Annotated in this window: 15 protein-coding genes; 7 read left to right on the forward strand and 8 right to left on the reverse strand. The window is 69.7% G+C overall.

The window, feature by feature from the left end; translation table 11 throughout:
* Nucleotides 1-146: 146 nt before the first annotated feature.
* Nucleotides 147-1,766: a propionate catabolism operon regulatory protein PrpR gene (gene prpR / locus AC6CHL_RS04815; RefSeq protein WP_498293592.1), complete on the forward strand. Its 1,620-nt coding sequence runs from the start codon at nt 147-149 to the stop codon at nt 1,764-1,766.
* A gap of 8 nt (nt 1,767-1,774) precedes the next feature.
* Here the strand turns inward: prpR and AC6CHL_RS04820 are convergent, their stop codons facing one another.
* From AC6CHL_RS04820 to pdxH, 3 genes are all read right to left on the reverse strand, one after another.
* Nucleotides 1,775-2,611 carry an ankyrin repeat domain-containing protein gene (locus AC6CHL_RS04820; protein ID WP_498293594.1) on the reverse strand — a complete coding sequence of 279 codons (837 nt, stop codon included), beginning with the start codon at nt 2,609-2,611 and terminating at the stop codon, nt 1,775-1,777.
* Between the two features lie 75 nt (nt 2,612-2,686).
* Nucleotides 2,687-3,148 carry a DoxX family protein gene (locus AC6CHL_RS04825; protein ID WP_498293596.1) on the reverse strand — a complete coding sequence of 154 codons (462 nt, stop codon included), beginning with the start codon at nt 3,146-3,148 and terminating at the stop codon, nt 2,687-2,689.
* A gap of 98 nt (nt 3,149-3,246) precedes the next feature.
* Nucleotides 3,247-3,846 carry a pyridoxamine 5'-phosphate oxidase gene (gene pdxH, locus AC6CHL_RS04830; protein ID WP_038686900.1) on the reverse strand — a complete coding sequence of 200 codons (600 nt, stop codon included), beginning with the start codon at nt 3,844-3,846 and terminating at the stop codon, nt 3,247-3,249.
* A 41-nt stretch (nt 3,847-3,887) separates the two neighbouring features.
* On the opposite strand from pdxH, the gene AC6CHL_RS04835 reads away from it, so the two are divergent.
* Nucleotides 3,888-4,718 (forward strand): kinase, encoded by an 831-nt coding sequence (locus AC6CHL_RS04835; protein ID WP_038686898.1) that lies wholly within the window; start codon nt 3,888-3,890, stop codon nt 4,716-4,718.
* Between the two features lie 45 nt (nt 4,719-4,763).
* On the opposite strand, the gene AC6CHL_RS04840 is transcribed toward AC6CHL_RS04835, so the two are convergent.
* Nucleotides 4,764-4,967 carry a dodecin family protein gene (locus tag AC6CHL_RS04840; RefSeq protein ID WP_038686896.1) on the reverse strand — a complete coding sequence of 68 codons (204 nt, stop codon included), beginning with the start codon at nt 4,965-4,967 and terminating at the stop codon, nt 4,764-4,766.
* Nucleotides 4,968-5,062: 95 nt separating this feature from the next.
* Between AC6CHL_RS04840 and AC6CHL_RS04845 the strand changes: the two genes are divergently transcribed.
* The 5 genes from AC6CHL_RS04845 (at nt 5,063) to mdtD (ending at nt 10,276) form a co-directional block, all read left to right on the forward strand.
* On the forward strand, nt 5,063-5,605 hold the full coding sequence (locus tag AC6CHL_RS04845) for a shikimate kinase (protein WP_498293598.1): 543 nt from the start codon (nt 5,063-5,065) through the stop codon (nt 5,603-5,605).
* Nucleotides 5,602-6,711 carry a 3-dehydroquinate synthase gene (gene aroB / locus AC6CHL_RS04850; protein ID WP_498293600.1) on the forward strand — a complete coding sequence of 370 codons (1,110 nt, stop codon included), beginning with the start codon at nt 5,602-5,604 and terminating at the stop codon, nt 6,709-6,711. Before AC6CHL_RS04845 ends, aroB begins: the two co-directional genes overlap by 4 nt.
* Before the next feature lie 72 nt (nt 6,712-6,783).
* Complete coding sequence (locus tag AC6CHL_RS04855) at nt 6,784-7,035, forward strand: WGR domain-containing protein (RefSeq protein WP_038686891.1); 252 nt, start codon at nt 6,784-6,786, stop codon at nt 7,033-7,035.
* A gap of 63 nt (nt 7,036-7,098) precedes the next feature.
* Complete coding sequence (gene hemE, locus AC6CHL_RS04860; protein ID WP_038686889.1) at nt 7,099-8,172, forward strand: uroporphyrinogen decarboxylase; 1,074 nt, start codon at nt 7,099-7,101, stop codon at nt 8,170-8,172.
* Nucleotides 8,173-8,872: 700 nt separating this feature from the next.
* Entirely contained in the window at nt 8,873-10,276 is a 1,404-nt protein-coding gene (gene mdtD / locus AC6CHL_RS04865; RefSeq protein WP_141057596.1) for a multidrug transporter subunit MdtD, read from the forward strand.
* Nucleotides 10,277-10,477: 201 nt separating this feature from the next.
* Here the strand turns inward: mdtD and AC6CHL_RS04870 are convergent, their stop codons facing one another.
* From AC6CHL_RS04870 to AC6CHL_RS04885, 4 genes are all read right to left on the reverse strand, one after another.
* Nucleotides 10,478-14,008: a hybrid sensor histidine kinase/response regulator gene (locus AC6CHL_RS04870; RefSeq protein WP_498293603.1), complete on the reverse strand. Its 3,531-nt coding sequence runs from the start codon at nt 14,006-14,008 to the stop codon at nt 10,478-10,480.
* A gap of 120 nt (nt 14,009-14,128) precedes the next feature.
* Nucleotides 14,129-17,296, reverse strand: a complete 3,168-nt coding sequence (locus AC6CHL_RS04875) for a hybrid sensor histidine kinase/response regulator (RefSeq protein ID WP_498293605.1) — start codon at nt 17,294-17,296, stop codon at nt 14,129-14,131.
* Between the two features lie 23 nt (nt 17,297-17,319).
* Complete coding sequence (locus AC6CHL_RS04880) at nt 17,320-20,817, reverse strand: ATP-binding protein (RefSeq protein WP_498293606.1); 3,498 nt, start codon at nt 20,815-20,817, stop codon at nt 17,320-17,322.
* Between the two features lie 159 nt (nt 20,818-20,976).
* Complete coding sequence (locus tag AC6CHL_RS04885; protein WP_498293608.1) at nt 20,977-24,540, reverse strand: hybrid sensor histidine kinase/response regulator; 3,564 nt, start codon at nt 24,538-24,540, stop codon at nt 20,977-20,979.
* Nucleotides 24,541-24,674: the final 134 nt, after the last annotated feature.

The following is a 24,674-nucleotide window of genomic DNA, read 5'->3' on the forward strand; positions in this document are numbered from 1 at the left end:
GGGTGGTTGACGGGAGTGAAGGCGCAAGGGCCGTGCCAAGTGCCAAGTGTCTGATTTGATTGAGACAGGGCGGTAACAGGCACGTTTCACCGTGCAACATTGAAACATCTGTAACATGGATGGAACTGAAACATTGAAACGCCGCCATGTCGATCAGCCTGCCCCGCCACCGTTCCCGCCTGCCCGACCCGGACGCCGGCAGCCTGCCGGTGATCTGGACCGTCAGCGTGTCGCGCCTGACCGGGCTGCTGGGCGATGTGATCCCCGAGTTCGACCGCCGCGCGCGGATCGTGCCGATCAACCTCGGCTTCGAGGAAGCGGTGGACGTGATCGGCCAACGCCTGCGCCGCGAGCACTGCGACGTGGTCATCGCCGGCGGCTCCAACGCGGCCTACCTGCGCAGCCGGCTGGAGGTGCCGCTGGTGCCGATCCAGGCCAACGGCTTCGACCTGATGGAGGCGCTGGCGCGGGCGCGCCGGATCGCGCCCCGGATCGGTCTGGTTACCCACGCCACCGACGTGCCCACCTTCGGCAGCTTCCAGCACAGCTTCGGGCTGGACATCGAACACCGCCGCTTCGTGACCCGTGAAGATGCACGCGACTGCATCGCCGACCTGCGCGCCAACGGCATCGAAGTGATCGTCGGCACCGGCATGGCCATCGACCATGCCGAACAGGTGGGCCTGCCCGGGGTGCTGTTGTACTCGGCCGATTCGGTGCGCCAGGCGTTCGAGCACGCACTGGAACTCACCCAGACGCTGGCGCGGGTGGGCGCCCCCTCGCCGCGGCGTCGCCTGCCGGCCCGTCGCCGCGATGCCGACCACGCGCTGCTCGGCGACAGCGCCGCGATGCAGCAGGTCCGCGACCGCATCGCGCTGTATGCCCCGCACGACAGCACGGTACTGGTGACCGGCGCGACCGGCACCGGCAAGGAACTGGTCGCCCGGCAACTGCACGGCAGCAGTGGCCGGCGCGGGCGGTTTGTCGCGCTCAACTGCGGGGCCATCAGTGAATCGCTGCTGGAAGCGGAGCTGTTCGGCTACACCGAAGGCGCCTTCACCGGCGCGCGGCGCGGCGGCCGTGTCGGCCTGGTCGAGGCGGCCGACGGCGGCACCCTGTTCCTGGACGAGATCGGCGAGTTGCCGCTGCCGTTGCAGACACGGCTGCTGCGGGTACTGGAGGAGCGCGAAGTGCTGCGCGTGGGTGCCACCGAACCTACCCCGGTGGACGTGCGCGTGGTTGCGGCCACGCTGCAGACACTGGAATCGCTGGTGGATGCGCAGCGCTTCCGCCGCGACCTTTACTACCGCCTGGCTGCGTTGCGGATCGCGTTGCCGACCCTGCACGAACGCCGCGACGACGTGCCGCTGCTGCTGGAACACTTCTTCACCCTGCTGGCCGGTACGCCGTCACCGCTCGCCGCCGCGGCGCTGCACCGGCTGTGCGATTACGCGTGGCCGGGCAACGTGCGCGAGCTGCGCAACATGGTCGACCGGCTGCGCATCCATTGGCCGCATGGGCAGGGCGAGCTGTCGCTGGCGCAGATGCAGGCCTGGCTGCCGGAGCTGTCATCGGTCCCCACCGCGCCGCTCGCCTTGGCCGGCGCAGTGCCGGGTGGCGTGGCCCAGCGCGCGGCCGCGCGCCCCGGCAGCGACACGCTGCAGCAGCTGCTCGACGACCACGGCGGTAACCGTGAGCAGGTCGCCCAGCGCCTGGGCGTGTCGCGTACCACGCTGTGGCGCTGGCTGCGCAGCACCACCGGGTAAGAACGCGCTTACGCCACGCCGCGCAGGTTCACCGTGGGCCGCTGCGCTGCCGAGCCATCCCAGTCCACCGCCAGCCCCGCCGCACTGAAGGCATCCACGATCCTGCACCCCACCTGTTCCATGGCGGCGCTGGCGCCCTCCGGCCCGGCCCAGAAGCCCAGGCTGAGATCGCTGCTGCGCTTGGCGCGGTTGAGATCCTGGCGGGTGTAGAAGCACAGACCCACCAGGCCGGCGTCCATACCGCCGCGTTCGATGAACTGCTGGGCGGTGTCGGCGAAGCCATCGTCCTGGGTCAGGCCAATGTCCTGCGCGGTGACGATGCCCTCGGCCTCAAGACCGGCGAACACCGCCGTGATCTTCGCGTGGGCGGCGCGCCAGTCGGCGGCCCGCATCTTCTGCGGCGGCCGGGGCTCAGCCTGCACCGGAATGGGAAAGCCGGTCACCGCAGACAGCAGCGCCTGTACCTCCAGCATCATCGCGTTGACGACGATATGGTTGCCGCCGCCGTCGCGCACCGCCGGGTTCGCACCGGCGTCGAGCAGCATCTGCACCGGCGCGCACGCCAGCGCAAATTCAGCGGCCAGGTACAGCGCGGTCCGCCCACCGCCGCCGAGGTGTTCCAGCGGGCTTCCTGCATCGATGAGCAGGCGCAGTACCTGCAGGTGCTGGTCGGCCGGGGTGTCATGGGTCGCGCGTGCCGCACATTCCAGCGCAGTGAAGCCATGGGCGTTTTCTGCGCTGACGTCGGCGCCCGCCGCAAGGCCGGCCTGCACTGCTGCCACGTCGGCCGCAAGGGCGGCCGCGCAGAGATCGATGGCCGGCGAAGAAGCGGGTGCGATGGTCATGCGGCAGATCCGTGTGTGGGTGGATGTCTCCGCAAGTATGCAGGAGCCCGCATCGCGGGCGCTGCGCGCCACCGTTCATGCCATGGGCGAAGCGCCGCGTCCCGTCCACAGCGCATAACGCCCCGCGCCCAGCACGCACACCCACGCCAGGGCGACGCCCAGTGGCACCTCCGGCAGATACAGGAACCAGCTCAACCAATCCAGGGGTCCCAGGCCCGCCGGAATACGTCCGATACCGTCGGTGAAGGCCGCTACCGCGCAGATCATCATCAGCGCCGCGGCCGAAAGGCGCGGCAACACGCCGAGCACCAAGGTGGTGCCGAGCACCCATTCCACCATCGCCACTGCAGGGGCACTGGCCGCCGGCCACGGGATACCCGCCTCGGCGAGTGTGGCCAGCATGCGATCCCTGCCGTCGTCGGTGAACAGCTTGTTCCATCCCGATACGGCGAACATGGTGCCCGCGACGATGCGCGACAGCAGCAACAACAGCGAGGCGGGGATACGGGTCTCGACAGGCAGGGCAGAAATGGGCATGACAGCGCGGTTCCAGGGCAGACAGTGTCGTCCGCCCCGATCCTAACCGGCGGTTTCCCCCCCCCGCGTGCCGCGCGCAGTTTCCGATGGACGCGCCCTTACGGGAACAGCAACCGCTTGTTCCACTGCCCGTCGTGATCGACCTCATAGCACCAGCGCTCGTGCAGCCGGAACTGCGCGCCGTACCAGAACTCGATCCGCTGCGGGACCACGCGCAGCCCGCTCCAGCCCTCCGGGCGTGGCACCTCGCGGTCGGCGAAGCTGGCTTCGGTGGTGGCTACCCGCGCGTCGAACTCCTCGCGCGATGCCAGCGTTTTGGATTGCAGCGAGGCCCATGCGCCGATCTGGCTCATGCGCGGGCGCGAGGCGAAGTAGGCGTCGGCTTCGGCATCGTCCACCTGTTCGACACGGCCTTCGATCCGCACCTGGATGCCCGCCTCGCGCAGGCTGCGCCACAGGAACAGCAGGGCCGCGCGCGGGTTGCTGCGCAACTCGCGGCCCTTGTGGCTGTCCAGATGGGTATAGAACACGAACCCACGCGCGTCGAAGGCCTTCAGCAGCACGGTGCGTGCCGACGGCTGGCCGCTGGTGTCGGCTGTCGCCACGGTCATCGCATTGGGTTCGATTTCCGCGCTGTGCTTGGCCTCCTCGAACAGCGCGGCAAAGGTGGACAACGCTTCGGTATACAGATCGGTCATGGTTGGTTTCTTGCCATTCGATTTGGGTTTATTGTCACCGCATGCCTGCTACCGCGTACATGCCCCGCAACAAAGGATTTCCCGATGCACTGGTCGCCCAGGCACTGGAAGATGCGCTGGCAGCGGGCACGGAAGTGCCAGTATTGGCGATCAGCGGGCTGCAGGGCAGCGGCAAATCGACGCTGGCAGCCCAGGTGGTGGCGCTGGCCGAACAGCGCGGACTGCGCGCAGCGGCCCTGTCCATCGACGATTTCTACCTGACCCGCAGTCAACGCCAACGCCTGGCCCGCCAAGTCCATCCGCTGTTGCTTACCCGCGGCCCGCCGGGCACGCACGACCTGCCACTGGCGCATGCCACGCTGGACGCCATCGCGGCACGCCAGCCGGTGGCATTGCCACGGTTCGACAAGCTGGCCGACGAACGCGTGGCGCAGGCCGAATGGCCGCGCGTGAGCGGCCCGCTGGACCTGCTGGTGTTCGAAGGCTGGTTCCTGGGCACGCCTGCCCAGCCCGAAGCCGACCTGCAGCCGCCCTTGAACGCGTTGGAGCGCGACGCCGACGCCGACGGACGCTGGCGGCAGTGGTGCAACCAGGCGTTGGCCGCGCACTACCCCGCGCTGTGGCAGCGCTGCGACCGCCTCTGGTTCCTGCAGCCGCCGGACTTCGCGGTGGTGCCGCGCTGGCGCTGGCAACAGGAACAGAACCTGCAGGCTGCCCAGCCGGAACGCAGCAGCATGAGCCGCGCCCAGCTGGAGCGGTTCGTGCAGTACTACGAACGGGTCAGCCGCCAGGCGTTGCGCACCCTGCCGGGGCTGGCCGACCGGGTCATCGCGCTGGACGAGCAGCGGCAGGTCGTCACGGCGCCCGTGTAGGCGGCGCCGATCCCGGTCAAATCGACCGGGCGGCCACCGTTTTTCTCAGCCCACCACGAAGGTCACCCGCAGGTTGACCCGCCATTCGGTGATGTTGCCCTCCCCGTCGGTGACCACCTTGGTTTCGTTGATCCATGCGCCCTGGATGCCCTTGACCGTTTCGGACACCTTCTTCAGCCCGCTGCGCACCGCGTCTTCGACGCTGGTCTTGGAGGACGCATTGATCTCGATGATTTTGGCCACTGACATGGGCACGCTCCGGCTGCCTGCGGGACATTCCGCAGCCCCCACCATGGGGGCCGGCGCGTAAAGGCCACGGCACGGAAATGTTAGGATCGGGGGTAATGAACCCTGCTCCGAACCTGATCCTGATTGGCCCGATGGGCGCCGGCAAAACCTGCATCGGGCGCCGCCTGGCCGAGCGCTTCACGCTGGACTTCGTGGACGCCGACCAGGCCATCGTGGACGCCGCCGGGGCCAGCATCCCGGCGATCTTCGAGCACTCCGGCGAGGCCGGCTTCCGCCAGTACGAACGCCAGGCGCTGCAGACCCTGCTGCGCGGGCGCAACCAGCTGGTCTCCACCGGCGGCGGCGCCGTGCTGGACCCCGACAACCGCGCCATCATCGCCGAACGTGGTTTCGTGGTGTACCTGCGGGTCAGCGTGGGCGGGCAGCTGGAACGGCTGGCCCGCGACCGCACCCGGCCGCTGCTGCAGCGCCCGGACCGCGAGCAGGTGCTGCACGAGATGGCGGCGCTGCGCGACCCGCTGTACCGCGCATTGGCCGACCTGGCCCTGGATACCGACCTCTACACCCCCGCCGAGGCCACCGCGCAGCTCGTGCTGCGGCTGGCCGCCCAATGGCAGCGACAGGACCCACTTGCATGACCCCCGCCCCCCGTACCGTCGCCGTCGGCGGCGACACGCCCTACACCATCCATATCGGCCCCGGCCTGCTGGGCCAGGGTGACCTGCTTGCCCGCCACGTGCGCGGCCGCCACGTGCTGCTGCTCAGCGATTCCTCGGTGGCCCCGCTGTACCTGGCCGGCGTGAAAGCAGCGCTGCTGGCCGCACGCCCGGACCTGCGGGTCGGCGAGCTGGTGCTGCCGGCCGGTGAAGCGTCCAAGACCCTGGCCAACTTCGGCGCAGCCATCACCGCCTTGGCCGCCCTCGGCGCAACCCGCGATGCCTGCGTGCTGGCCCTGGGTGGCGGCGTTGCCGGCGACCTGGCCGGCTTCGCGGCCGCCTGCTGGATGCGCGGCGTCGACTGCGTACAGCTGCCCACCTCGCTGCTGGCGATGGTCGACTCCTCGGTGGGCGGCAAAACGGCTGTGGACATCCCCGAAGGCAAGAACCTGGTCGGCGCGTTCCACCCGCCGCGCGCGGTGATCGCCGACACGGCCGCGCTGCGCACCCTGCCCCCGCGCGAACTGCGCGCCGGGCTGGCCGAGGTGATCAAGTACGGCGCCATCCGCGACCCGCTGTTCTTCCAGTGGCTGCAGGCCGAACACACCGCGCTGCTGGCTGGCGACGATACCGCGCTGGCCCAGGCGATCGCGCGCAGCTGCGAGCACAAGGCCGAGATCGTGGCCCGCGACCCGCATGAGAAGGGCGAACGCGCCCTGCTCAACCTCGGCCACACTTTCGGCCATGCAATCGAAACCGAACAGGGCTATGGCGCGCCCGGCAACGACAACCTCAACCACGGCGAAGCGGTCGCGGTGGGCATGGTGCTGGCGGCGCGCCTGTCGGCCCAGCTGGGCATGAGCAGCGAGGCCGACACCGCGCAGCTGCGCGACCTGCTGCTGCGCTACGAACTGCCGGTGGAGATTCCCGCTGGGCTGGCCCCCGAGGCGTTGCTGGCGCGCATGCGCCTGGACAAGAAGAACATCGCCGGGCGCCTGCGCCTGGTGCTGTGGCGGGGCATCGGCCGCGCCGAAGTGGTGGCCGATGTCGACGAAGCCGACGTGCTGCGCGTGCTGGTCGCCCACTGACCTGCGACCGTTGGCCGCAGGTGGGGTGGGTCGCCACGGCCTGCCCCGGCGTTCACGGCTACAATCGCGGCCATGCGCGTCTTCCTGCAGCACCACCCCGGCGGCACTGAACCGGCCCGCTACCTCCAGCTGACCCTGCAGCCGGACCTGTTCGGCAGCTGGGAACTGCTGCACGAATCGGGCGTGGTTGGCGGTCGCGCGCGGTTGCGGTGCGAGGTGTTCGCGGAGGCCGAGCCGGCCCAGCGCGCCTTCGAGAAGACGCGCGACATCCACCTGCAACGTGGCTACCAGATCACCTACACCAGCGGCACCGCGCCGCGCTGAGCGCCGGCTCGGCCCCGCTCTTTCATCCCGGCCCCGTGCCACCAGAGTCCAAGGAAGCGTTACGTGACCAGCCCCTCCCGCCATGATCGCCTGCTGCGCGCCCTGCGCCGCGAACCGGTGGACTGCACCCCCGTCTGGCTGATGCGCCAGGCCGGCCGCTACCTGCCCGAATACCGCGCCACCCGCGCCAAGGCCGGCAGCTTCCTGGCCATGGCCAAGAACCCCGACATCGCCTGCGAAGTGACCCTGCAGCCGCTGCGTCGCTTCGACCTGGATGCGGCGATCCTGTTCTCGGACATCCTCACCATTCCCGACGCGATGGGCCTGGAGCTGTACTTCGTCGATGGCGAAGGCCCCAAGTTCCGTCACCCGGTACGCGACACCGCCGCCATCGCCAAACTGGCCGTGCCGGACATGGAAACCGAACTGCGCTACGTCATGGACGCGGTCCGCGTGATCCGCCGCGAACTGGACGGCAGCGTGCCGCTGATCGGCTTCTCCGGCAGCCCGTGGACCCTGGCCTGCTACATGGTTGAAGGCGGCGGCAGCAAGGACTTTGCCCGCATCAAGGCCATGGCCCTGAACGAACCGGCCGCCCTGCACCAGTTGCTGTCGGTGGTCACCGACGCGGTCATCGCCTACCTGGCCGCCCAGCGCGCCGCCGGCGCGCAGGTACTGCAGGTCTTCGACACCTGGGGCGGCGTGCTCAGCCCCGGCATGTACCGCGAATTCTCGCTGCGATACCTGACCCGCATCGCCCAGGAACTCGAACGCGGCCAAGGCGACCAGCGCACCCCGCTGATCCTGTTCGGCAAGGGCACCGGCCTGCACCTGGGCGCGCTGGCCGACACCGGCGCCGACGCCCTCGGCGTGGACTGGACCCTCGATCTGTCCGACGCGCTCGCCCGCACCGGCGGCCGCGTCGCCCTGCAGGGCAACCTGGATCCCGCCACCCTGTACGGCAACCCCGCAGCCATCGAACGCGCCGCCGCCCGCGTGCTCGACAGCTACGCCGACGGCAACGGCGGCTCCCGCGAAGGCCACGTGTTCAACCTGGGGCACGGCATGTCCCCGGACATGAACCCCGAACACGTGGGCGTGCTGGTCGAGGCCGTGCACCGGTTGAGCAAGCGCTGATCCATCCGCGCGGAGGGCAGCCGACCAACGGTCGGCTCTACCCCCCAAACACCCCGTCGCCGGTCACACCCAACCACATCCGAACCGGCGGTCACGCCCAACCACACCGCAACCGGTAGAGCCACCCCATGGGTGGCTACACGTAGGGCCGGAAAGAACAGCAGCCACGCGAACCCGTGCATCGGTTGATGTAAGCGTTGATCGATCGGCGTGGAGGGCAGCCGACCAACGGTCGGCTCTACCCCCAAACACCGGCGGTCACACCAACCACATCGCAACCGACGGTCACACCAACCATCCCGCAACCGGTAGGGCCACCCGGTATGTGGTTACGCAGCACCGGCAACAACAGCAGTCCCGCATGGCGTGGCTCTACCGCTGTCGCCATGCACACCGACAAAGTGTCGGGGGCTGGCGTGGGTGGGTTGGCGGGACCGTTGGGCGCCATGGATGGCGCTCACGAGCCCCCATGGATGGGTTTACGGCGTGTCCCGCCAACCCACCCACGCCAGCCCAGCCAGGTCGCCACCACACCAAGCGCTCCGGCTCCGGCTCCGGCTTCGGCTTCGGCTCGAGCTCTGGCTCTGGCTCTGGCTCCAGCTTCTGAAAAACTTTGCCAATCCAGTCCACAACCACATCTTGACCACACCCTGATCCCACATCGGCGATCATGTGCGCCTCGTTGATGAAGGCCCCCACGATGACGACCAGCAGCTACGCCTCGATCCGGCCCCTGTTGTGGCTCGTATCGCTGGCGATCTTCATGCAGATGCTGGATTCCACCATCGTCAACACCGCCCTCCCCGCCATGGCCCGCAGCCTCGGCGAAAGCCCCCTGCAGATGCAGTCGGTCGTCTTCAGCTACGCCCTCGCCGTCGCCACCTTCATCCCCGCCTCCGGCTGGATCGCCGACCGCTTCGGCACCCGGCGCACCTTCCTCGTCGCCATCATCCTGTTCACCCTCGGCTCGCTCGCCTGCGCCCTGGCCCAAACCCTCCACCAACTCGTCGGCGCCCGCGTCCTGCAGGGCATCGGCGGCGCCATGCTGCTCCCCGTCGGCCGCCTCGCCGTCATGCGATCCGTCTCGCGCGAAGAATTCCTCCGCGCCATGAGCTTCATCGCCATCCCCGCCCTCATCGGCCCCCTCATCGGCCCCACCCTCGGCGGCTGGCTGGTCGAAGTGGCCTCCTGGCACTGGGTCTTCCTGATCAACCTCCCCATCGGCGTCATCGGCTACATCGCCGCCACGAACGTCATGCCCGACCACTACGCCGAACACCGCACCCGCTTCGACATCGCCGGCTACCTCATGCTCGCCTTCGGCATGATCGTCCTGTCGCTCGCACTCGACGGCATCTCCGGCATGGCCACCCCGCACGCCCTGGTCATGCTCATGACCGTCGCCGGCCTGGCCGCCCTCGTCGGCTACTGGCTGCACGCCGCCAATTCCACCGCCCCGCTGTTCTCGCTGGCCCTCTTCCACGTGCCCAGCTACCGCATCGGCATCCTCGGCAACCTGTTCTCGCGCATCGGCAGCAGCGCCATGCCGCTGCTGATCCCCCTGCTGCTGCAGGTCGGCATGGGCATGAGCCCGATGAATGCCGGCCTGCTCATGATCCCCGTCGCCGCCGCCGGCATGCTGGCCAAACGCTACGCGGTCAAACTTGTCGAGCGCTTCGGCTATCGCCGCGTGCTGATGGTCAACACCGTGCTGGTCGGCCTGGCCATGGCCAGTTTCATCTTCATGACCCCCGGCCAGCCGCTGTGGGTACGCGTCATCCAGCTGGCCCTGTTCGGCGCCGTCAATTCCCTGCAGTTCACCGTCATGAACACTGTCACCCTGCGCGACCTCGACCGCGACTTCGCCAGTGCCGGCAACAGCCTGCTCTCCATGGTGATGATGCTCGCCACCGGCTTCGGCGCCGCCGCCGCCGGCAGCCTGCTGGCCGCCTTCGCGCACCTGGACCAGCTGCATGGCGCCACTGCCGCCCTGCACGCCACGTTCGTCTGCGTCGGCGCCATCACCCTGACCTCCACGCTCATCTTCTGGCAGCTGCCCGACACCCGCCCATCGCCGCGCGATGTGGAGGAGGTCGCCGAATAGGCGACCTCCGGGTAGCATCGGACCGTTGGTCCGATGACCTTTAAAAAACGCGTTTACCCACCGCGCCCGTTGGTCCGATGAAAGGCCAGCGCACCAACGGTGCGCTGCTACCCTGGTTCGTCCGATGACCCACCAGCGCACCAACGGTGCGCCGCTACCCTGGTTCGTCCGATGACCACCCAGCGCAGCAACGGTGCGCTGCTACCCGCGCGGTTGCCGCAGCGCCCGCGCGATCGCCTCCACCAGCAGGTCGCCGGTCACCGGCTTGCGCAGGAAGCCGCTGAAACCGGCCTCGTGCACCTGCTGCTCGATCCCCGGGTCGGTACGCGCCGTCACCGCGATCATCGGCATCTCGTAGCCCTGGTTGTGCAGGTGCCCGGCCAACTCGATGCCGCCCAGACCCGGCAGGTCCAGGTCCAGCAGCGCCACGTCGAACGGCGTCCCGCTGACCTCGCGCAACGCAGCCAGCGCATGTTCGGCATGGACCATGTCATGCCCGCGCGCGCCCAGCAGACCGGTGATCACACTGGCCACCGTTGCATCGTCCTCCACCAGCAGAATGCGCAGCGGCGGCAGGCGCAGGCTCTCACTGCCCGGCTCGCCGCCAGCCGGCAGCGCGGCGATGTGCAGCGGCAGCGGCAGGCTCACGCTGAAGCGCGTGCCCACGCCCAGCTGGCTCTCCACCCCGATCTGGCCCTGCATCGCCAATGCCAGCTCGCGGCAGATCGCCAGGCCCAGCCCGCTGCCGCCGTACTGCGCCGCCGTGCGCGCCCCGTCGGCCTGCTCGAAACGCCGGAACAGGCGCTGCTGCTGGTCGGCGCTGATGCCCGGCCCGGTGTCGGAGACCTCGAAATGCAGGCCACGCTCGGACGACAGCGTGGTTGCCTTCAGCCGCACCTCGCCATGCGTGGTGAACTTCACCGCATTGCCCAGCAGGTTGAGCAGGATCTGCCGCACCCGCACCGCATCGCCCACGCTGGCCAGGCCCGGTGGCAACTGGTTGTCCACCACGAAACGCACGTGCTTCTGCTCGGCAAGCGCGGCCATCAGCGTGCAGACATCGCTCACCACGTTGTGGACGTCGAACGGCTGCGACTGCAGCTGCAGCCGCCCGGACTCGATGCGGGCCAGGTCCAGCGCATCGTTCACCAGATGCAGTAGATGCTCGCCGGCATGCCGGATGGACGCGGTCCAACTGCGCTGCTGCGGGTCCAGCGACGACCCCAGCAGCAGCTCGCTCATGCCCAGCACGCCGGTCATCGGCGTGCGCACCTCATGCCCCAGGTTGGCCAGGAAGCGGGTCTTGGCCGCTGATGCCTGCTCGGCCAGTTCCTGCTTCTGCAAGGCCAGCTGGTAGGCATGCCGACGCTGCAACCGGCGACGGTACAACCACGCAATCAGGCTCATCAACAGCAGCGTCATCGAGGTCAGTACCAGCAGCCCGGACATGCTCCGCCACCACGGCGGCATCACCCGGAATTCCAGCGACTGCACCCGCGACCACACCTGGTCGGCCGAACGCGCCTGCACCTCCAGCCGATAGCGGCCCGGTGGCAACCGCGAGAACACGCGCTCGCCGGCCGGCCCCACTTCCACCCAGTCCGGGTCGTAGCCGGCCAGCCGGTAGCGGTAGCTGTTGGACGACGAATCGGCGAACGACAACAGACGCGCCACGATGCGCAGATCGCGGTCGGCGTCAGCGACCTCCAGCGGGGTCAGGTGGGTCAGGTCGGCGACGCGGTCGCCGCGACGCACCTCGACCCGTTCGATCACCAGCGGCGCACGCCGGTTGGACGGCCGCACCTGGCGCGGGTCGAACACCACCACGCCGGCCGGCGTGCCGCCAACGATGCGGCCACTGGCGGTGCGGCTCAGCGTGCTGCGACGGAACTCCTGGCTGGGCAGGCCATCGTGCACGCCATACAGGCGCACGTTGCCCATCTGCGGGTCGACCCGGATCAGGCCACGTGCGCTGGCGGCCCAGACCACGCCCTGCGCATCGACCACCAGCCCGGTTGCCGACACTTCCGGATAGCCCGCGCCACCGCCGATGACCGCCTGCAGCAACAGCCGTCCATCCTGCCACCGGTACTGGCTCAGCCGCCCTTCTTCGGACAGCCACACGCTGTCATCGTCGGCGCGCGCCAGCGCGTGGATCGCCGCCGCTGGACCACCCGGCACGGGTTCAAACCGTGAACGGCCCGGCATCCACTGCAGCAGGCCCTGGTTGGTGGCCACCCACAGCGTATCGTCCGGTCCGCACAGCAGGTCCAGGGCCAGTTGCCCGGCCGCGAGCCCGGCATGCCCGGCCGGCACCCGGTGCAGCACGCGACCGTCCAGGTCGCGCTGCTGCAACCCGGTCGACGCAGCGCTCCACAGGCGTTGGCCGTCGCAGACCGCCAACGATTCCAGCTGGCCCTCCATCGCCGCGTCAACGGCAGCATCGTGCCCCCAGCGGCGGATCGATGCATCCTGGGGGTCATAGCGCAGCAAGGCCGACGCCGAGCCGATCCAGACCTGGCCGCGGGGATCTTCCTGTACCGATTGCAGCCACTGCGTCCCGTCCACCCCCCTCCGATGCTGCGTCACACGGCCGCTGACCGGATCGAACTTGTCCAGCGCCCCGTGCGTTCCCACCGCCCATACCCCGCCGTCGGCGGCGGCGGACGTGCCCAGCACGTAACCATTGCGCAGCGACCCCGGATCGTCCTCCAGGCGCGACAGCACCGAGAACTGCCACCAGCGCGGCAACAGGTGCCACAACCCGCCGTTGATGCTGGCCAGCCAGATCCCGCCTTCGCGGTCTTCATAGGCGCCGGTCCAGTTCGGGCGTACCTGGCCACGCGCCACCGCGCTGTACAGCGGCACCTGCTGGAACTGGTTGTCGTAGGCGCGCCCCAGCCCGGACCGGGTATCGAGCCAGTAGCCGCCCTGCTCGTCGCGCAGCATCATGCCCAGCACCTGGTCGCCGGCCGCCACCTTCCACGGTGCCGGTTCGAAGCGCCCGTCCGGCCGCCGCACCAACACGCCGGTATTGGTGCCGATCCAGAGGCTGCCATCGATCTCGGCGGTCAAGCCGTTGATCACCTGCGCCGGCACATCGCGGGTGGATACCCGTTCGAAATCCGTGCCGGTCCAACGTGCCAGGCCGGCCTGCGTGCCCACCCACAGGCTGCCATCGCGGGTGGTGGCCAGCTGGGTCACCGACGCGGCGGGCAGGCTGCGCGGATTGCCGCGCTCGGGCATGAAACGGGTGACCTTGCCGTCACGGTCCAGGCGGTGCAGGCCGCCTTCGTAAGTCCCGAACCACACGGTGCCATCGGCGGTGGAGGTAATCGACCAGATGGTGTTGCTGCCGATCTGCGGGTGGCTGGCGCGGTCGAAGAAGCGCAGTTCGCGGCGGTCGGCCGACATCATCGCCAGGCCGGCATTCTCGGTGCCGATCCACAGCTGGTTGCGGGCATCCACATGCACGCTCCACACGTGGTTGTCGCGCAGGCCATCCTCGGCGCGCCAGACCCGGTAGTTGCGCCCGTCGTAGCGGGCCAGCCCGTCGTTGGTGGCGATCCACAGGTAGCCGTAGCCATCTTCGGCCATGCGGTTGACCGTGTTGGACGGCAGTCCATCGAACACGGTCAGCTGGCGTGGCGTTGGCGGCACGGGCTGGGCCTGGCCGAAGGTCGGCCACAGCCATGCAATCCCGATCAGGAGCAGCCAACGCAATGACACCACTGGTGGATCTCCCCATCGTCCATGGATGCACCCCAGGGGCTACGGGCGCGCGTTGCTGCCGGCGCGCCGATCCTGGGCCAGTCCGCATGGTAAACGGTTCGCTACGCGGCGACGATCCGCTCAGGCCTGCCGCGCCGCACGCACCGCCGCCAGCAACTGCTCGCCGCTGGCCGGCTTGTGCAGCCATCCTGCCGCGCCGGCCGCCGCCGACCGTCGGGCAAGGTCGGTGTCACGGCGCGCGGTCAGGACCACAACCGGCACCGGGCATCCCTGTGCGGCCAGCATGTCCAGCAGTTGCCACCCGTCCACGCCGGGCAGGTCCAGGTCCAGCAGCACCACATCGAATGGCGCCACCGCCAGTTCGCCCAACGCGGCCAGGGCATGCGCGGCGGTCACCACCTGCGCGCCGCCTGCCGCCAGCAGGCCGGCGTGCACGTCGGCCACCAGAGGCTCGTCTTCGACCAGCAGAACCCGCTCACCGTGGCGTATCGCCGCCGTGTCCGCGGCCACCCCGGACGGGGCCGGTATGCAGGTGGCGCATTCCGCGCCCGTCACCATCGGCAGGCTCAGCAGCACGCGCCCACCCGACCCGCCCCCGGCGCTGACCAGCCGCACGCATCCACCCAAGGCGTGCGCGCCGGCCTGTGCGGACTCCAACGCGTCGCTGGACAACGTCCCTGACGGCAGCGGCGCTGCTGACGTGGCGACCGCGTCGATATCCACCAGCAGGCCGCTGCGGCCTGGCAGCCAGCTGGCACGGAACGACATCCTGCACGCGCCCAGCGTCTGCACCATCACATCCACTACCCGCTGCAGCACCTGCTGCACGCGCGCCGGGTCGGTATGCACGGGCGCCGCGCCGGGCAGGTCCACGCACGCCGCCAGGCTGCTGCCACGCGCGCACAGGTCCAGCTGCGCGGACTGCCGCCAGCGCTGCAGCAGCGTGGCCAGATCGACGTCGCTGCACTGCAGTGGCAACCGGCCTGCATCCATGCGGGCGTCGTCCAGCGCCTGGTTCACGATCGCCAGCAACTGCCGACCGCCCCGATCGATCCGTTGCAGTCGCTGCCGTTGCTGCGCGTCCAGCGGCGAGGCCAGCAGCAGCTCGGTCATCCCCAGTACGCCGGTCAATGGCGTGCGTACTTCGTGCCCGAACGTGGCCAGGTAATGCGCCTTGGCCTGCGCCGACTGCTGCGCCCATGCGTGCCGCTGCTCCGCGGCGCGGCGCGCGCGCGAACGCGCCAGACTCCGCCCGCCCAGCCAGGCCAACAGCCCCAGCAACGCGACCACGCTGGCGGCGTGCACAACCGACGGCTGCCGGTGCGGCCAGCCATCGGGCTGCACGTTGAGCACCAGGGTCTGCACGGCCGACCAACGGCCCTCGCCGCTGCGCTCCTGGTAATCCAGCGCATGCCGACCCGGCGCCAGCGTCGGAAACTCCACCGTCCCACGGCTGCGGGTTCGGCGCCATCCACGTGTGCCATCGCGCAGCCGGAAGCGATACTGCTGGCCCGGGTCGAGCTGGGCCGACAGCACCCTGGCGGTGATCTGGATCTCACGATCCCCTTCATGCAGCTGCAGCGACGCCGCCGGGGGCAGCGTGAGCAGGCGCTGGTCGCGACGCAGCTGCACCCGTTCGATCACCAGCGCCGATGGCGTGGCCGGGCGCGCCAGCAGGGCGGGATCGAACGCGATCGCGCCGTCGGCATCGATGGCCAGCATCTGCCGACCCTGCGCCTGCAGGCGGGCCTTCAGCAGGGCGGGTGGGATGCCGTCGTCGCGCGTGTAGATGTGCACCTCACGCCAAGGGGCTGCAACCCGCAACAGGCCATGGTGGGACACCCCCCACAGCACGCCGTCGGCGTCGGTGGCCAGTGCATGCACCGCCTGTTCCGGCATGCCATCGCGGTCGTCCAGGCGCAGGTTGCGCAGCAGGCGTCCCTGCTGCCACTGGTAACGTTGCAGGGCGCCGGTGCTGGCCACCCACAAGTGCCCATCGGCGGCAACGTGCAATGCACTGATCGCTGCGGGTGCACCGGCGACCGGGTGCAGTTGCGCGCCGTTCCAACGCATCAGCCCATCGCGGCTGCCCAGCCACACGCCACCGTCGCCGGCGCAGTGCAGCGACACCGGCCCGCGCAGCGGTGCCTGCCCAGCCCCCTGAAGCGGCCAGCGCACCTGGCGGCGCCGCGCCGGTCCACGGCCCTCCAGCATGCCGTTGTGGATGCGCCAATAGCGTGCGTTGTCGCAGGCCAGTTCCTCACTTACCCGGGCCGATTCGGGCAAAAATCCGTCCAGCCCCAACCGACGCGCGGGCGCCTGCTGCCGCGTGAACCGGGACCAGCGCGGCAGCAGGCGCCACATGCCCAGGTGGCGTCCCAGCAGCCAGACGCCCCCATCCCGATCCTCGAAGACCGCCCGCAGGCTGGGCGGTGCGCCGCGCCCGGCCGCGGCGAGCGACACCGGCGTTGCAGCCGCGCCGTCCACTGGCTGGCGCCAGATCCGGTCGGCTTCGGCCAGCCAGTGCGCCCCATCGGAACCGATGCCCAACAACCGGCGCGGTGCAGGCACCGGTGCGGCCTGCAACGTGCTGCACGCGGTGCCATGCCACTGGCCCACCGCCGTGCTGGCCCACACCACGCCTGCGGTGTCCTGATGCAGTCCGGTGACCGACGCCTGGGCCAGGCGGGGATCGGGCGGCCGATGGAAGCGCCCGGCCTGCCAACAGGCCAACCCGTGCGATGTACCTATCCACAGCACGCCACGGTCATCGGCCAACAAGTACCCGACATCGCCCGCCGGCACCCCGTCATCGCGCAGGGTCGGCAGGAACTGGCGGATACGCTGTTGCCGGTCCAGCCGGAACAGTCCCGCGCCACGGGTACCGAACCACACCCCGCCTTCTGCGTCGGGCAGCACCGCGCTGATCGGCACCCCGGCCAGGGCCGGGTGGCTGTCGCCACCAAACCCGTCGATCCTGCTGCGATCGGCCGACATCCGCATCAGCGTGCCATAGCCGGTGCCCATCCAGAGCTGGTCCTGGGCGTCTACGGCCAGACTGAGCAGCGCGTTGTCGGCCAATCCCTGCTCGCGGCGCCAGAGGCGGAACTGGCGTCCATCAAAACGCGCGAGCCCATCGTCGGTGGCGAACCACAGGTACCCCTGCCGATCCTGGACAACCTGGTGCACGGCATTGGAAGGCAGGCCATCGGCGGTAGTGAAACGGGCTGCCTCGGGCAAGCGCGCCGCTGCGGCCGATGCGAACAATGCCAGCAGCAACAGGGCCATGCACCGGCATGCCAACCGGCACGTCATCGTCCTGCCCGGCACTGCAGCAGGGCCGCACGCAGGGCGGCATCGCCCAGGGGCAGCCGGACAAACGCAGCGTAGCCAGCCGCCATCGCATCGCGTTCTGCATCAGCATCGGCACGCGCGGTCAACGCCAGTCGCGGCACCCCGGGCCAGCGCCGCGCCAGCCACGCGCCGGCCAATACATCGCCGACCCGCAGATCCGGATCGGTTGCCAGCAGCTGCCACGGTGCGTCCGGTACGCCGGGCACGGCCCTCGGATCATCACACCCCACGGCCACCCGACACCCCTGCGCGCGCAAGAGCGCCGCAACGACCTCGGCGATGTCCGGATCCGGCAACACCAACAGGACCGACATGCCAACCAGCACCGCCTCACCGGTCACCGCGTCCGTGGCAGGCGCGATTGTCGGGGGTGATGTGGTTGCCAGCGGCACCTGCACCTCGAACCGGGTGCCGAGCCCCGGCCGGCTGTCGACCGTGATATCGCCCCCCATCGCCTGGGCCAGTTCGCGGCTGATCGCCAACCCCAGGCCACTGCCGCCGTGGCGCGCCATCGTCGCGGCCCCATCGGCCTGTTCGAAGCGCTGGAACAACCGCTGCACCTGGGCTGCGGTCATGCCCGGTCCCGTGTCGGCCACCACCAGCTGCAGGCCCTGCCCTCCCGCACCCGGTTGCACCGATACCTCGACGCTTCCCTGCGCGGTGAACTTCAGCGCATTGCCGACCAGGTTGAGCAGTATCTGACGCAACCGCCGCGGGTCGCCCAGCAGCCATCGCTGCGGATCCAGGTGGCTGCTCCAGTGCAGCCGCACGCCCTTTGCATCGGCCACCGGCGCCATCAGCGCGTGCAGGTCGTGCAGCAGGGCGACCGGCGAAAACGCCACGTGGTCCAGCTGCAGGCGCCCGGCTTCGATGCTGGCCAGGTCCAGGGCGTCGTCCACCAGTTGCACCAGGTGCAGGCCTGCGCGGCGCAGGCTGTCGGCGCGTGCCTGCTGTGGCGGCGAGAGCGGTCCTTGCAGCAGCAGTTCGCTCCAGCCGGCGATGATCGTCATCGGGATGCGGATGCGCCTGCCAAGACGCCCCAGGAACCGCGTGCGGCGCGCCGACGCCTGCTCGGCCAGGCAGCGCTGCACGCGCGCCTCGCGCAGGGCGGCCCGCTGCCGCAACACGCATGTGACCAGCCGGCCCAGCAGGACCACCACCAGGGTCACCAACATCAGTACTACACCCTTGCCTGCGGCGGTCTCCCACCACCCCGGCGCGACCTGCAGCAGCCGTTCGGAAGGCGCCGACCACGTCCCTTCGCCATGCCGTGCCTGTATCTCCACGCGGTGCTCGCCCGGCGGTAGGCGCGCGAAAGTGCGCAGCGCAACCGGCCCGGTCTCCACCCAGTCCGGGTCGTGCCCGTCCAGTCGGAACCGATGCTGGATGCGATCGGCATCGCCCGCGCCCAGCAGATTGACCGCGATCTGAATGTTGCGGTCGCTGCTGGCCAATGCCACGTTCGCCGCATCGGCGCGCACGGTCACCGGGGTGCCATTGCGCTCGACGCGCACCGCGTTGACCACCAATACCGGCGGCGGGCCACGCTCGACCACGGCCGCCGGGTCGATCAGCAGCAGTCCGCCCTCGCGCACGGCGGCGGCCAGCGCCCCGGTGCCAAGCCGTACCAGCCGGTGCGCAAGAATCTCCTGCACCGGCAGGCCCTCGGCGCTGCCCAGCACGCGCACCCCACCGCGCGCCGGGTCCAGCCGCACCATGCCGCGCGCGGCACCGGCCCACACCACGCCCTGACCATCCACCACCAGTGCCTCGGCGCGCAGCAGCGGGTAGCCCTGCGCGCCATCGAACCGGCGCAGCCGCTGCAGCGCGCGTCCATCCCAGCGATGCTGTTCCACTGCGTCCTGGCGGCTGAGCCAGAGGCTTCCATCGTCGGCCTCGGCAATGGCCGCCACTGCAGCGCCCGTGCGTTCGGCGGCCACGAAGCGGCCACGGGGGGCATCCCAGGTCTTGAGCCCGTCGCGATCGGTCGCCCACAGCACACCGTCGCGGCTGCACAACAGCTGCCGGCGCGACATCGACGCGCTCAGGCCGAGGGTGTCCGGCGGTTGCGCCAGCTGTTGCCGGCCCTGCGCCGACCATTGCTGGATATGCCTGCTATCGGCCAACCACACCGTGCCATCCGGGCAGACCTGCAGATGCAGGGCGGCGTCGGTCGATGGCCAGCCCAGCGACCACCGGCGCACCTCGCCGCGTGCAGGATCGTAACGCGTCAGCTGCCCGGCGCTGGCGATCCAGAGACGCCGCTGCGGGTCCTCTGCCATGCCCACCGGCTGCGCGCCGGGGCCTGCATGGGGCAGGTCAAGATGATCGCTGCTCGCACCGGTGCGCAGGTCAATGCGCTGCAGCCTGCCCTGGCTGCCCGCCACCCACAGCCGACCATCCGCCGCCCCGGCAATGGCCAGCGCATCGTGGCTGCGAATGCCGGGCAGCCCATCGCCCGCCATCGGCAACGCGGTGAACTCACGCCACCGTGCAGGCAAGCGCCACACGCCATGCGCCCTGCTCAGGAACCAGATGTCGCCATGCCGGTCCTGCACCGCCGCGTCGATCTCCACCGCGCGCGTTGACGGCCCCTGCAGGGGCCTGAGGGGAACGCGCTGGGTGTGGGTTCCGCGCGTGAGGTACAGGCCCGTGCCGCGCTGAGTCCACAAGGCGCCATCGGCGCTGCGCAGCAGCGGTCGCCCGGCCCCCGGCGCGGTGCCGGACGTCCGGCCCACGGCTTCCCGCCATGTGCGCACTCCGTTGCTGGCATGGATGCCGCCTTGGGGATCGGGCCACACGGCCTGTATGGGACCGTCAGCAGCCGGGGGGGTACCGGCCCGCTGCAGGCGGCCGTCGGCGAAGCGACGCAGTCCCTGCGACGTTCCCACCCACAGACGCCCGGCGTGGTCGATGGCCAGGGCGGTGACGGTATCCGCCGCGGCATCCACCACCTGCCAGCGCGCATCCAGCGCCGGCAGCATGTAGAGACGATGATCCGACCCGATCACCCATAGCGTGCTGCCACCACCGCCCGCAATGCCGTGGATGGTGCCGCTACGCACGGCCCACGGCATCTGTGTACCGGCGCGCTCGAAGCGGCGACGGTCGCCTCCCAGCATCAACAGCCCCTGCGAGACGGTGCCAACCCATACCCCGTCGGCGGCATCGACATGCAGCGCGCGCAAGGTGGTGTCGTGCAACCCGTGTTCGTCCCCCCACACCCGCGACCGCCGCCCGTCGAAGCGCAGCAGTCCCTCGCTGCTGGCCATCCACAGATAGCCGGTGGCATCTTCGGCCATGGCGTGGATGCCGGTGGTGGGCAGGCCATCGATGACCCCCAGCTGCCGGGGCCATGGCAGATCGAGCACGGCCGCCAGCAGGGCCCATGGCCAGCACCCGAGCACCAGTGCTATCAGCCAGCGGCTGCCGATGCGCCGCCTTGTCCTGCTCAAACGCACCTGTCAATCGAACGGCAACCAAGTCATCGCGGGAACGATAGAGCGGCGACAGCAGGAACACAGCCCCCGCCTCGGCGCGGGATCACATTCTGGAGAATTCCAGATTGGATCGAATGCCGACTATCGACTGATGCGATGAATCACGAGCAGCGCTCAGCTCTCTCGCTGACGCAGTGCACGCGCCTTGGCAATGGCATCGATGAGCAGGTCACCGGTCACCGGCTTGCGCAGGAAGCCGTCGAAACCGCCCTCCAGCACCTGCTGTTCGGCGTAGGCATCCGACCGTGCCGTGACGGCGATCAGCGGCAACTCATAGCCCATGGCACGGAGCTGGCCCGCGATGGCGATGCCGTCCAGCGCCGGCAGGTCCAGATCAAGCAGCCCCGCATCGAAGCGGCCCGCAGCCACTTCCGACAACGCGGCCAATCCGTGCAGCACGTGCACCACCTCGTGGCCACGCGCCTGCAGCAGGCCGGCAATCACATCGGCCACGGTCGGGTCGTCTTCCACCAGCAGCAGTCGCAAGGGCGGCAACTGGATCCGCGCGGCGTCCGACGCGTGGCTGGCGACGTTGCCCTGCTGCTGCGTCCACGGCAGCGGCAGCTGCACGCTGAACCGTGCGCCATGGCCAAGCCGGCTGTCGATGTCGATACGCCCACCCATCGCCACCGCCAGTTCCTGGCAGATCGCCAGGCCCAGCCCGCTTCCGCCATAGCGCGATGCGGTACGCGGGCCATCGGCCTGTTCGAAGCGATGGAACAGGCGCTGCTGCTGATCGGTGTTGATGCCCGGCCCGGTGTCGGCGACCTCGAAAATGATGCCCATGCCGCCATCGATCAGCTCGGCGCCCAGGCTTACGTGCCCGCGCTCGGTGAATTTGATCGCATTGCCCAGCAGGTTCATCAGGATCTGCCGCACGCGCATTTCGTCGCCACTGACCAGGATCGGGCCGGGCAGATTGAAACTGCGCTCGAACGCCAGGCCACGGTGATGCGCCATCGGCTCCATCAGCGCCTGCACCTGGGCCAGCATCGACATCAGGTCGAACGGACGGATGTCCAGTTCCAGGCGACCGGCTTCGATACGGGCCAGGTCCAGCGCATCGTTGACCAGCCGCAGCAGGTGCGTGCCGGCATGCTGGATCGAGGCCGCATAGCCACGCTGCAGTTCATCCAGCGGCGTGGCCAGCAGCAGTTCGCTCATGCCCAGCACGCCGGTCATCGGCGTGCGCACTTCGTGGCCCAGCGTGGCCAGGAACTGGCTCTTGGCCTGCGATGCCTGCTCCGCGATCTGCTGCTTGTGCACGGTCAGCTGCCATTGCTGGCGACGGCGCAGGCGCACGCGTGCCACGTACACCACCACGGCCACCAGCAGCAGCCACAGCAGCAGATAGCCCAGAATCGCCCAGCTGCTGCGCCACCAGGGCGGCAGCACTTCCACGCTCAGCGTACGCGAGGGCGTCCACTGCCCCTGCGGCGTGGCCGCCTGCACGTCGATGGCATAGTGGCCGGAGGGCAGGCGCGACAGCAGGCGTTCGCCATCGGCTGCCTGCATCACCCAGTTCTGGTCGTAGCCGGACACGCGGTAGCGATAGCGGTTGCCCTGCGGATTGGCGAAGGACAACAGCCGTGCGGTGATGATCAGGTCGCGGTCCTGCGGCCCCAGCACGATCGGCGCATCCGGTGGCAGCGACTGCTGGCCTTCGGCGTCGTCGCGGCGTACCTGCACGTTGTCGATCACCAGCTGCGAGGGCGGCAGCGGCACATCGGCGGCATCCGGGTCGAAGCCGACCAGCCCCGTCGCGGTCACTGCCAGCATCCGCCCGTTGGCCGCACGCACCGGCGGCCGGCCACTGAATTCCACGTCGGGCAGCCCGTCGCGCTCACCGTAGACGCGCAACCGGCGCTGCGCGCCATCCCAGCGCACCAGCCCGCGCGGCGTGGTGGCCCAGACCTGGCCCTGACGGCCGGTGACCACCCCGCCCATCGATACCGCCGGCAAACCCTGCGCAGCACCCACGCGCTCGCGCAGGGTCATGCTCAGGCCGTCCCAGCTGTACCGCTCCAGCGCGCCGTTGCGCGCCAGCCAGACGTCGCCGGGACTGGTCCAGGTGATGTCGTAGATGCTGCCCCGGGAGATGCCCGGGACCTGCTCGAAGCGGTCCTCGTTCCAGCGCAGCAGGCCCATGTCGCCCATGATCCAGAGCTGCCCGCGCGGGTCGAACAGCATCTGCTCGACCGGGTTCTCGGTCAGCCCGCGGCCTTCTTCAATGCGGATGGTGTCCAGCAGGTTGCCCTGCGCATCGCGTCGCTGGATGCCCAGGCTCATGACCGACAGCCACAGCTCACCGTTGGGTGCCTGGCGGATCAGATCGATGCGCTGACGTACATCCGAACCGCCGCCGATCTTCCACTCGCGCAACTGGCCGGTACGTGGCTGGTACAGGCCCAGCCGCCCGCCCCGACCGATCCACAGCGCGCCATCGGCGCGCGGCAGCACCGACCAGATGGCGCCCACGCCCACCTGCGTATCGTCGGCGATCTGGCGCAGCGTGCCCTGCGCGTCCAGCTGGTAGATGCCGTGCGCACCGCCGATGTAGAAATCATTGCCGGCCGCGGCGGCGCTCAGCAGGTAGACACTGTCCAGCGGCTTCCCATCCAGCTGGTACCAGGTGGAAAAGCGCTTCCACCCCGGCGGCAGGTAGGCCAGCCCCTGGGTCAGCATGGCCACCCACAGTCCGCCTTCGTGGTCCTGCAACATGTCCAGCACGCCACTGCGCGCGGTCAGGAAACCGCTACCGGCGTCGCCGGCCAGCAGGTGCATGCCGGCCGCGTCGCCGCGGTACAGGCCATCGGCCGTTCCCAGCCAATAGCCGCCGTTGCGGTCATGGATGACGGTGGCCGCACGCACATCGGCGCTGAGCGTCCACGGCGCCTTGCGCACGCTGCCATCGGCATCAATGCGGAACAGGCCGCCTTCGGTGCCGGCCCACACGGTGCCATCGGGTTCGCGGGTCAGGCGGAACACGCTCTTGCCGCCCAGCAATGCCGGTGCGATGCGATGGAAGCGCTGTCCGTCCCAGCGGGCCACGCCACTACCGGTGCCCACCCACACATGCCCCTTCGGGTCGGCCAGCATCGTGTAAATGGTGTCATCGGGCAGGCTGGTGGGATCGTTGGGATCGGCGTGGTACTGCACCAGGCTGCCGTCTTCGCCCCGCCGGCAGATGCCGTGCCGGTTGGTGCCGATCCACAGCGACTTGGCCGCATAGGCCAGCGACCAGAACTGGCCATCGCAGCGGGCATTGAGGTCGGTGAAATGCTGGAACGCCGCACGCCCGGGGGCCAACATGCTCAGGCCGACGCCGTTCACCCCCACCCACACGCGGTCCATGGGGTCCACCAGCAGGGTTTCCACCTCGTTGCCGGGAATCGAGCCGGGGTCGGCCGGGTCGTGCCGCCAGACCCGCAGGCCCACGCCATCCACGCGTGCCAGGCCGTCGTCGGTGGCTGCCCATATGTAGCCCTGGCGATCCTGTGCCAGCGCCAACACCATGCGCGACGGCATGCCGTCGGCAGCGCCGAGGCGACGCATGCGCGGCGTTTCTGCCGATGATCCAGCCGTTGTTTCTGCGGCCCATGCCGCCGCCGGCACCAGGCACAGTGCCAGTACCAGCAGCACGATGCCCGCGCAGCAGCCACGCGTTCCCATCGCCATCCAGATCTCCCTGTAGCCGCTGATTGTCCCACAGCCCCTGCGCCCGCGCGCGGGCGTCAACTGCCGCCGGGCCGCCCGAACCGGAAAGTTGCACCACGATCTGTTGCAGCCATGACACTGCTGCCGATAACGGT

Source organism: Stenotrophomonas sp. GQ19 (assembly GCF_059758695.1).

Bases quoted from the DNA above. Each gene is read 5' to 3' on its own strand.
- prpR (WP_498293592.1), top strand. From the start codon at position 147: ATGTCGATCAGCCTGCCCCGCCACCGTTCCCGCCTGCCCGACCCGGAC.
- AC6CHL_RS04820 (WP_498293594.1), bottom strand. From the start codon at position 2,611: ATGACCATCGCACCCGCTTCTTCGCCGGCCATCGATCTCTGCGCGGCC.
- AC6CHL_RS04825 (WP_498293596.1), bottom strand. From the start codon at position 3,148: ATGCCCATTTCTGCCCTGCCTGTCGAGACCCGTATCCCCGCCTCGCTG.
- pdxH (WP_038686900.1), bottom strand. From the start codon at position 3,846: ATGACCGATCTGTATACCGAAGCGTTGTCCACCTTTGCCGCGCTGTTC.
- AC6CHL_RS04835 (WP_038686898.1), top strand. From the start codon at position 3,888: ATGCCTGCTACCGCGTACATGCCCCGCAACAAAGGATTTCCCGATGCA.
- AC6CHL_RS04840 (WP_038686896.1), bottom strand. From the start codon at position 4,967: ATGTCAGTGGCCAAAATCATCGAGATCAATGCGTCCTCCAAGACCAGC.
- AC6CHL_RS04845 (WP_498293598.1), top strand. From the start codon at position 5,063: ATGAACCCTGCTCCGAACCTGATCCTGATTGGCCCGATGGGCGCCGGC.
- aroB (WP_498293600.1), top strand. From the start codon at position 5,602: ATGACCCCCGCCCCCCGTACCGTCGCCGTCGGCGGCGACACGCCCTAC.
- AC6CHL_RS04855 (WP_038686891.1), top strand. From the start codon at position 6,784: ATGCGCGTCTTCCTGCAGCACCACCCCGGCGGCACTGAACCGGCCCGC.
- mdtD (WP_141057596.1), top strand. From the start codon at position 8,873: ATGACGACCAGCAGCTACGCCTCGATCCGGCCCCTGTTGTGGCTCGTA.
- AC6CHL_RS04875 (WP_498293605.1), bottom strand. From the start codon at position 17,296: ATGGCCCTGTTGCTGCTGGCATTGTTCGCATCGGCCGCAGCGGCGCGC.
- AC6CHL_RS04885 (WP_498293608.1), bottom strand. From the start codon at position 24,540: ATGGCGATGGGAACGCGTGGCTGCTGCGCGGGCATCGTGCTGCTGGTA.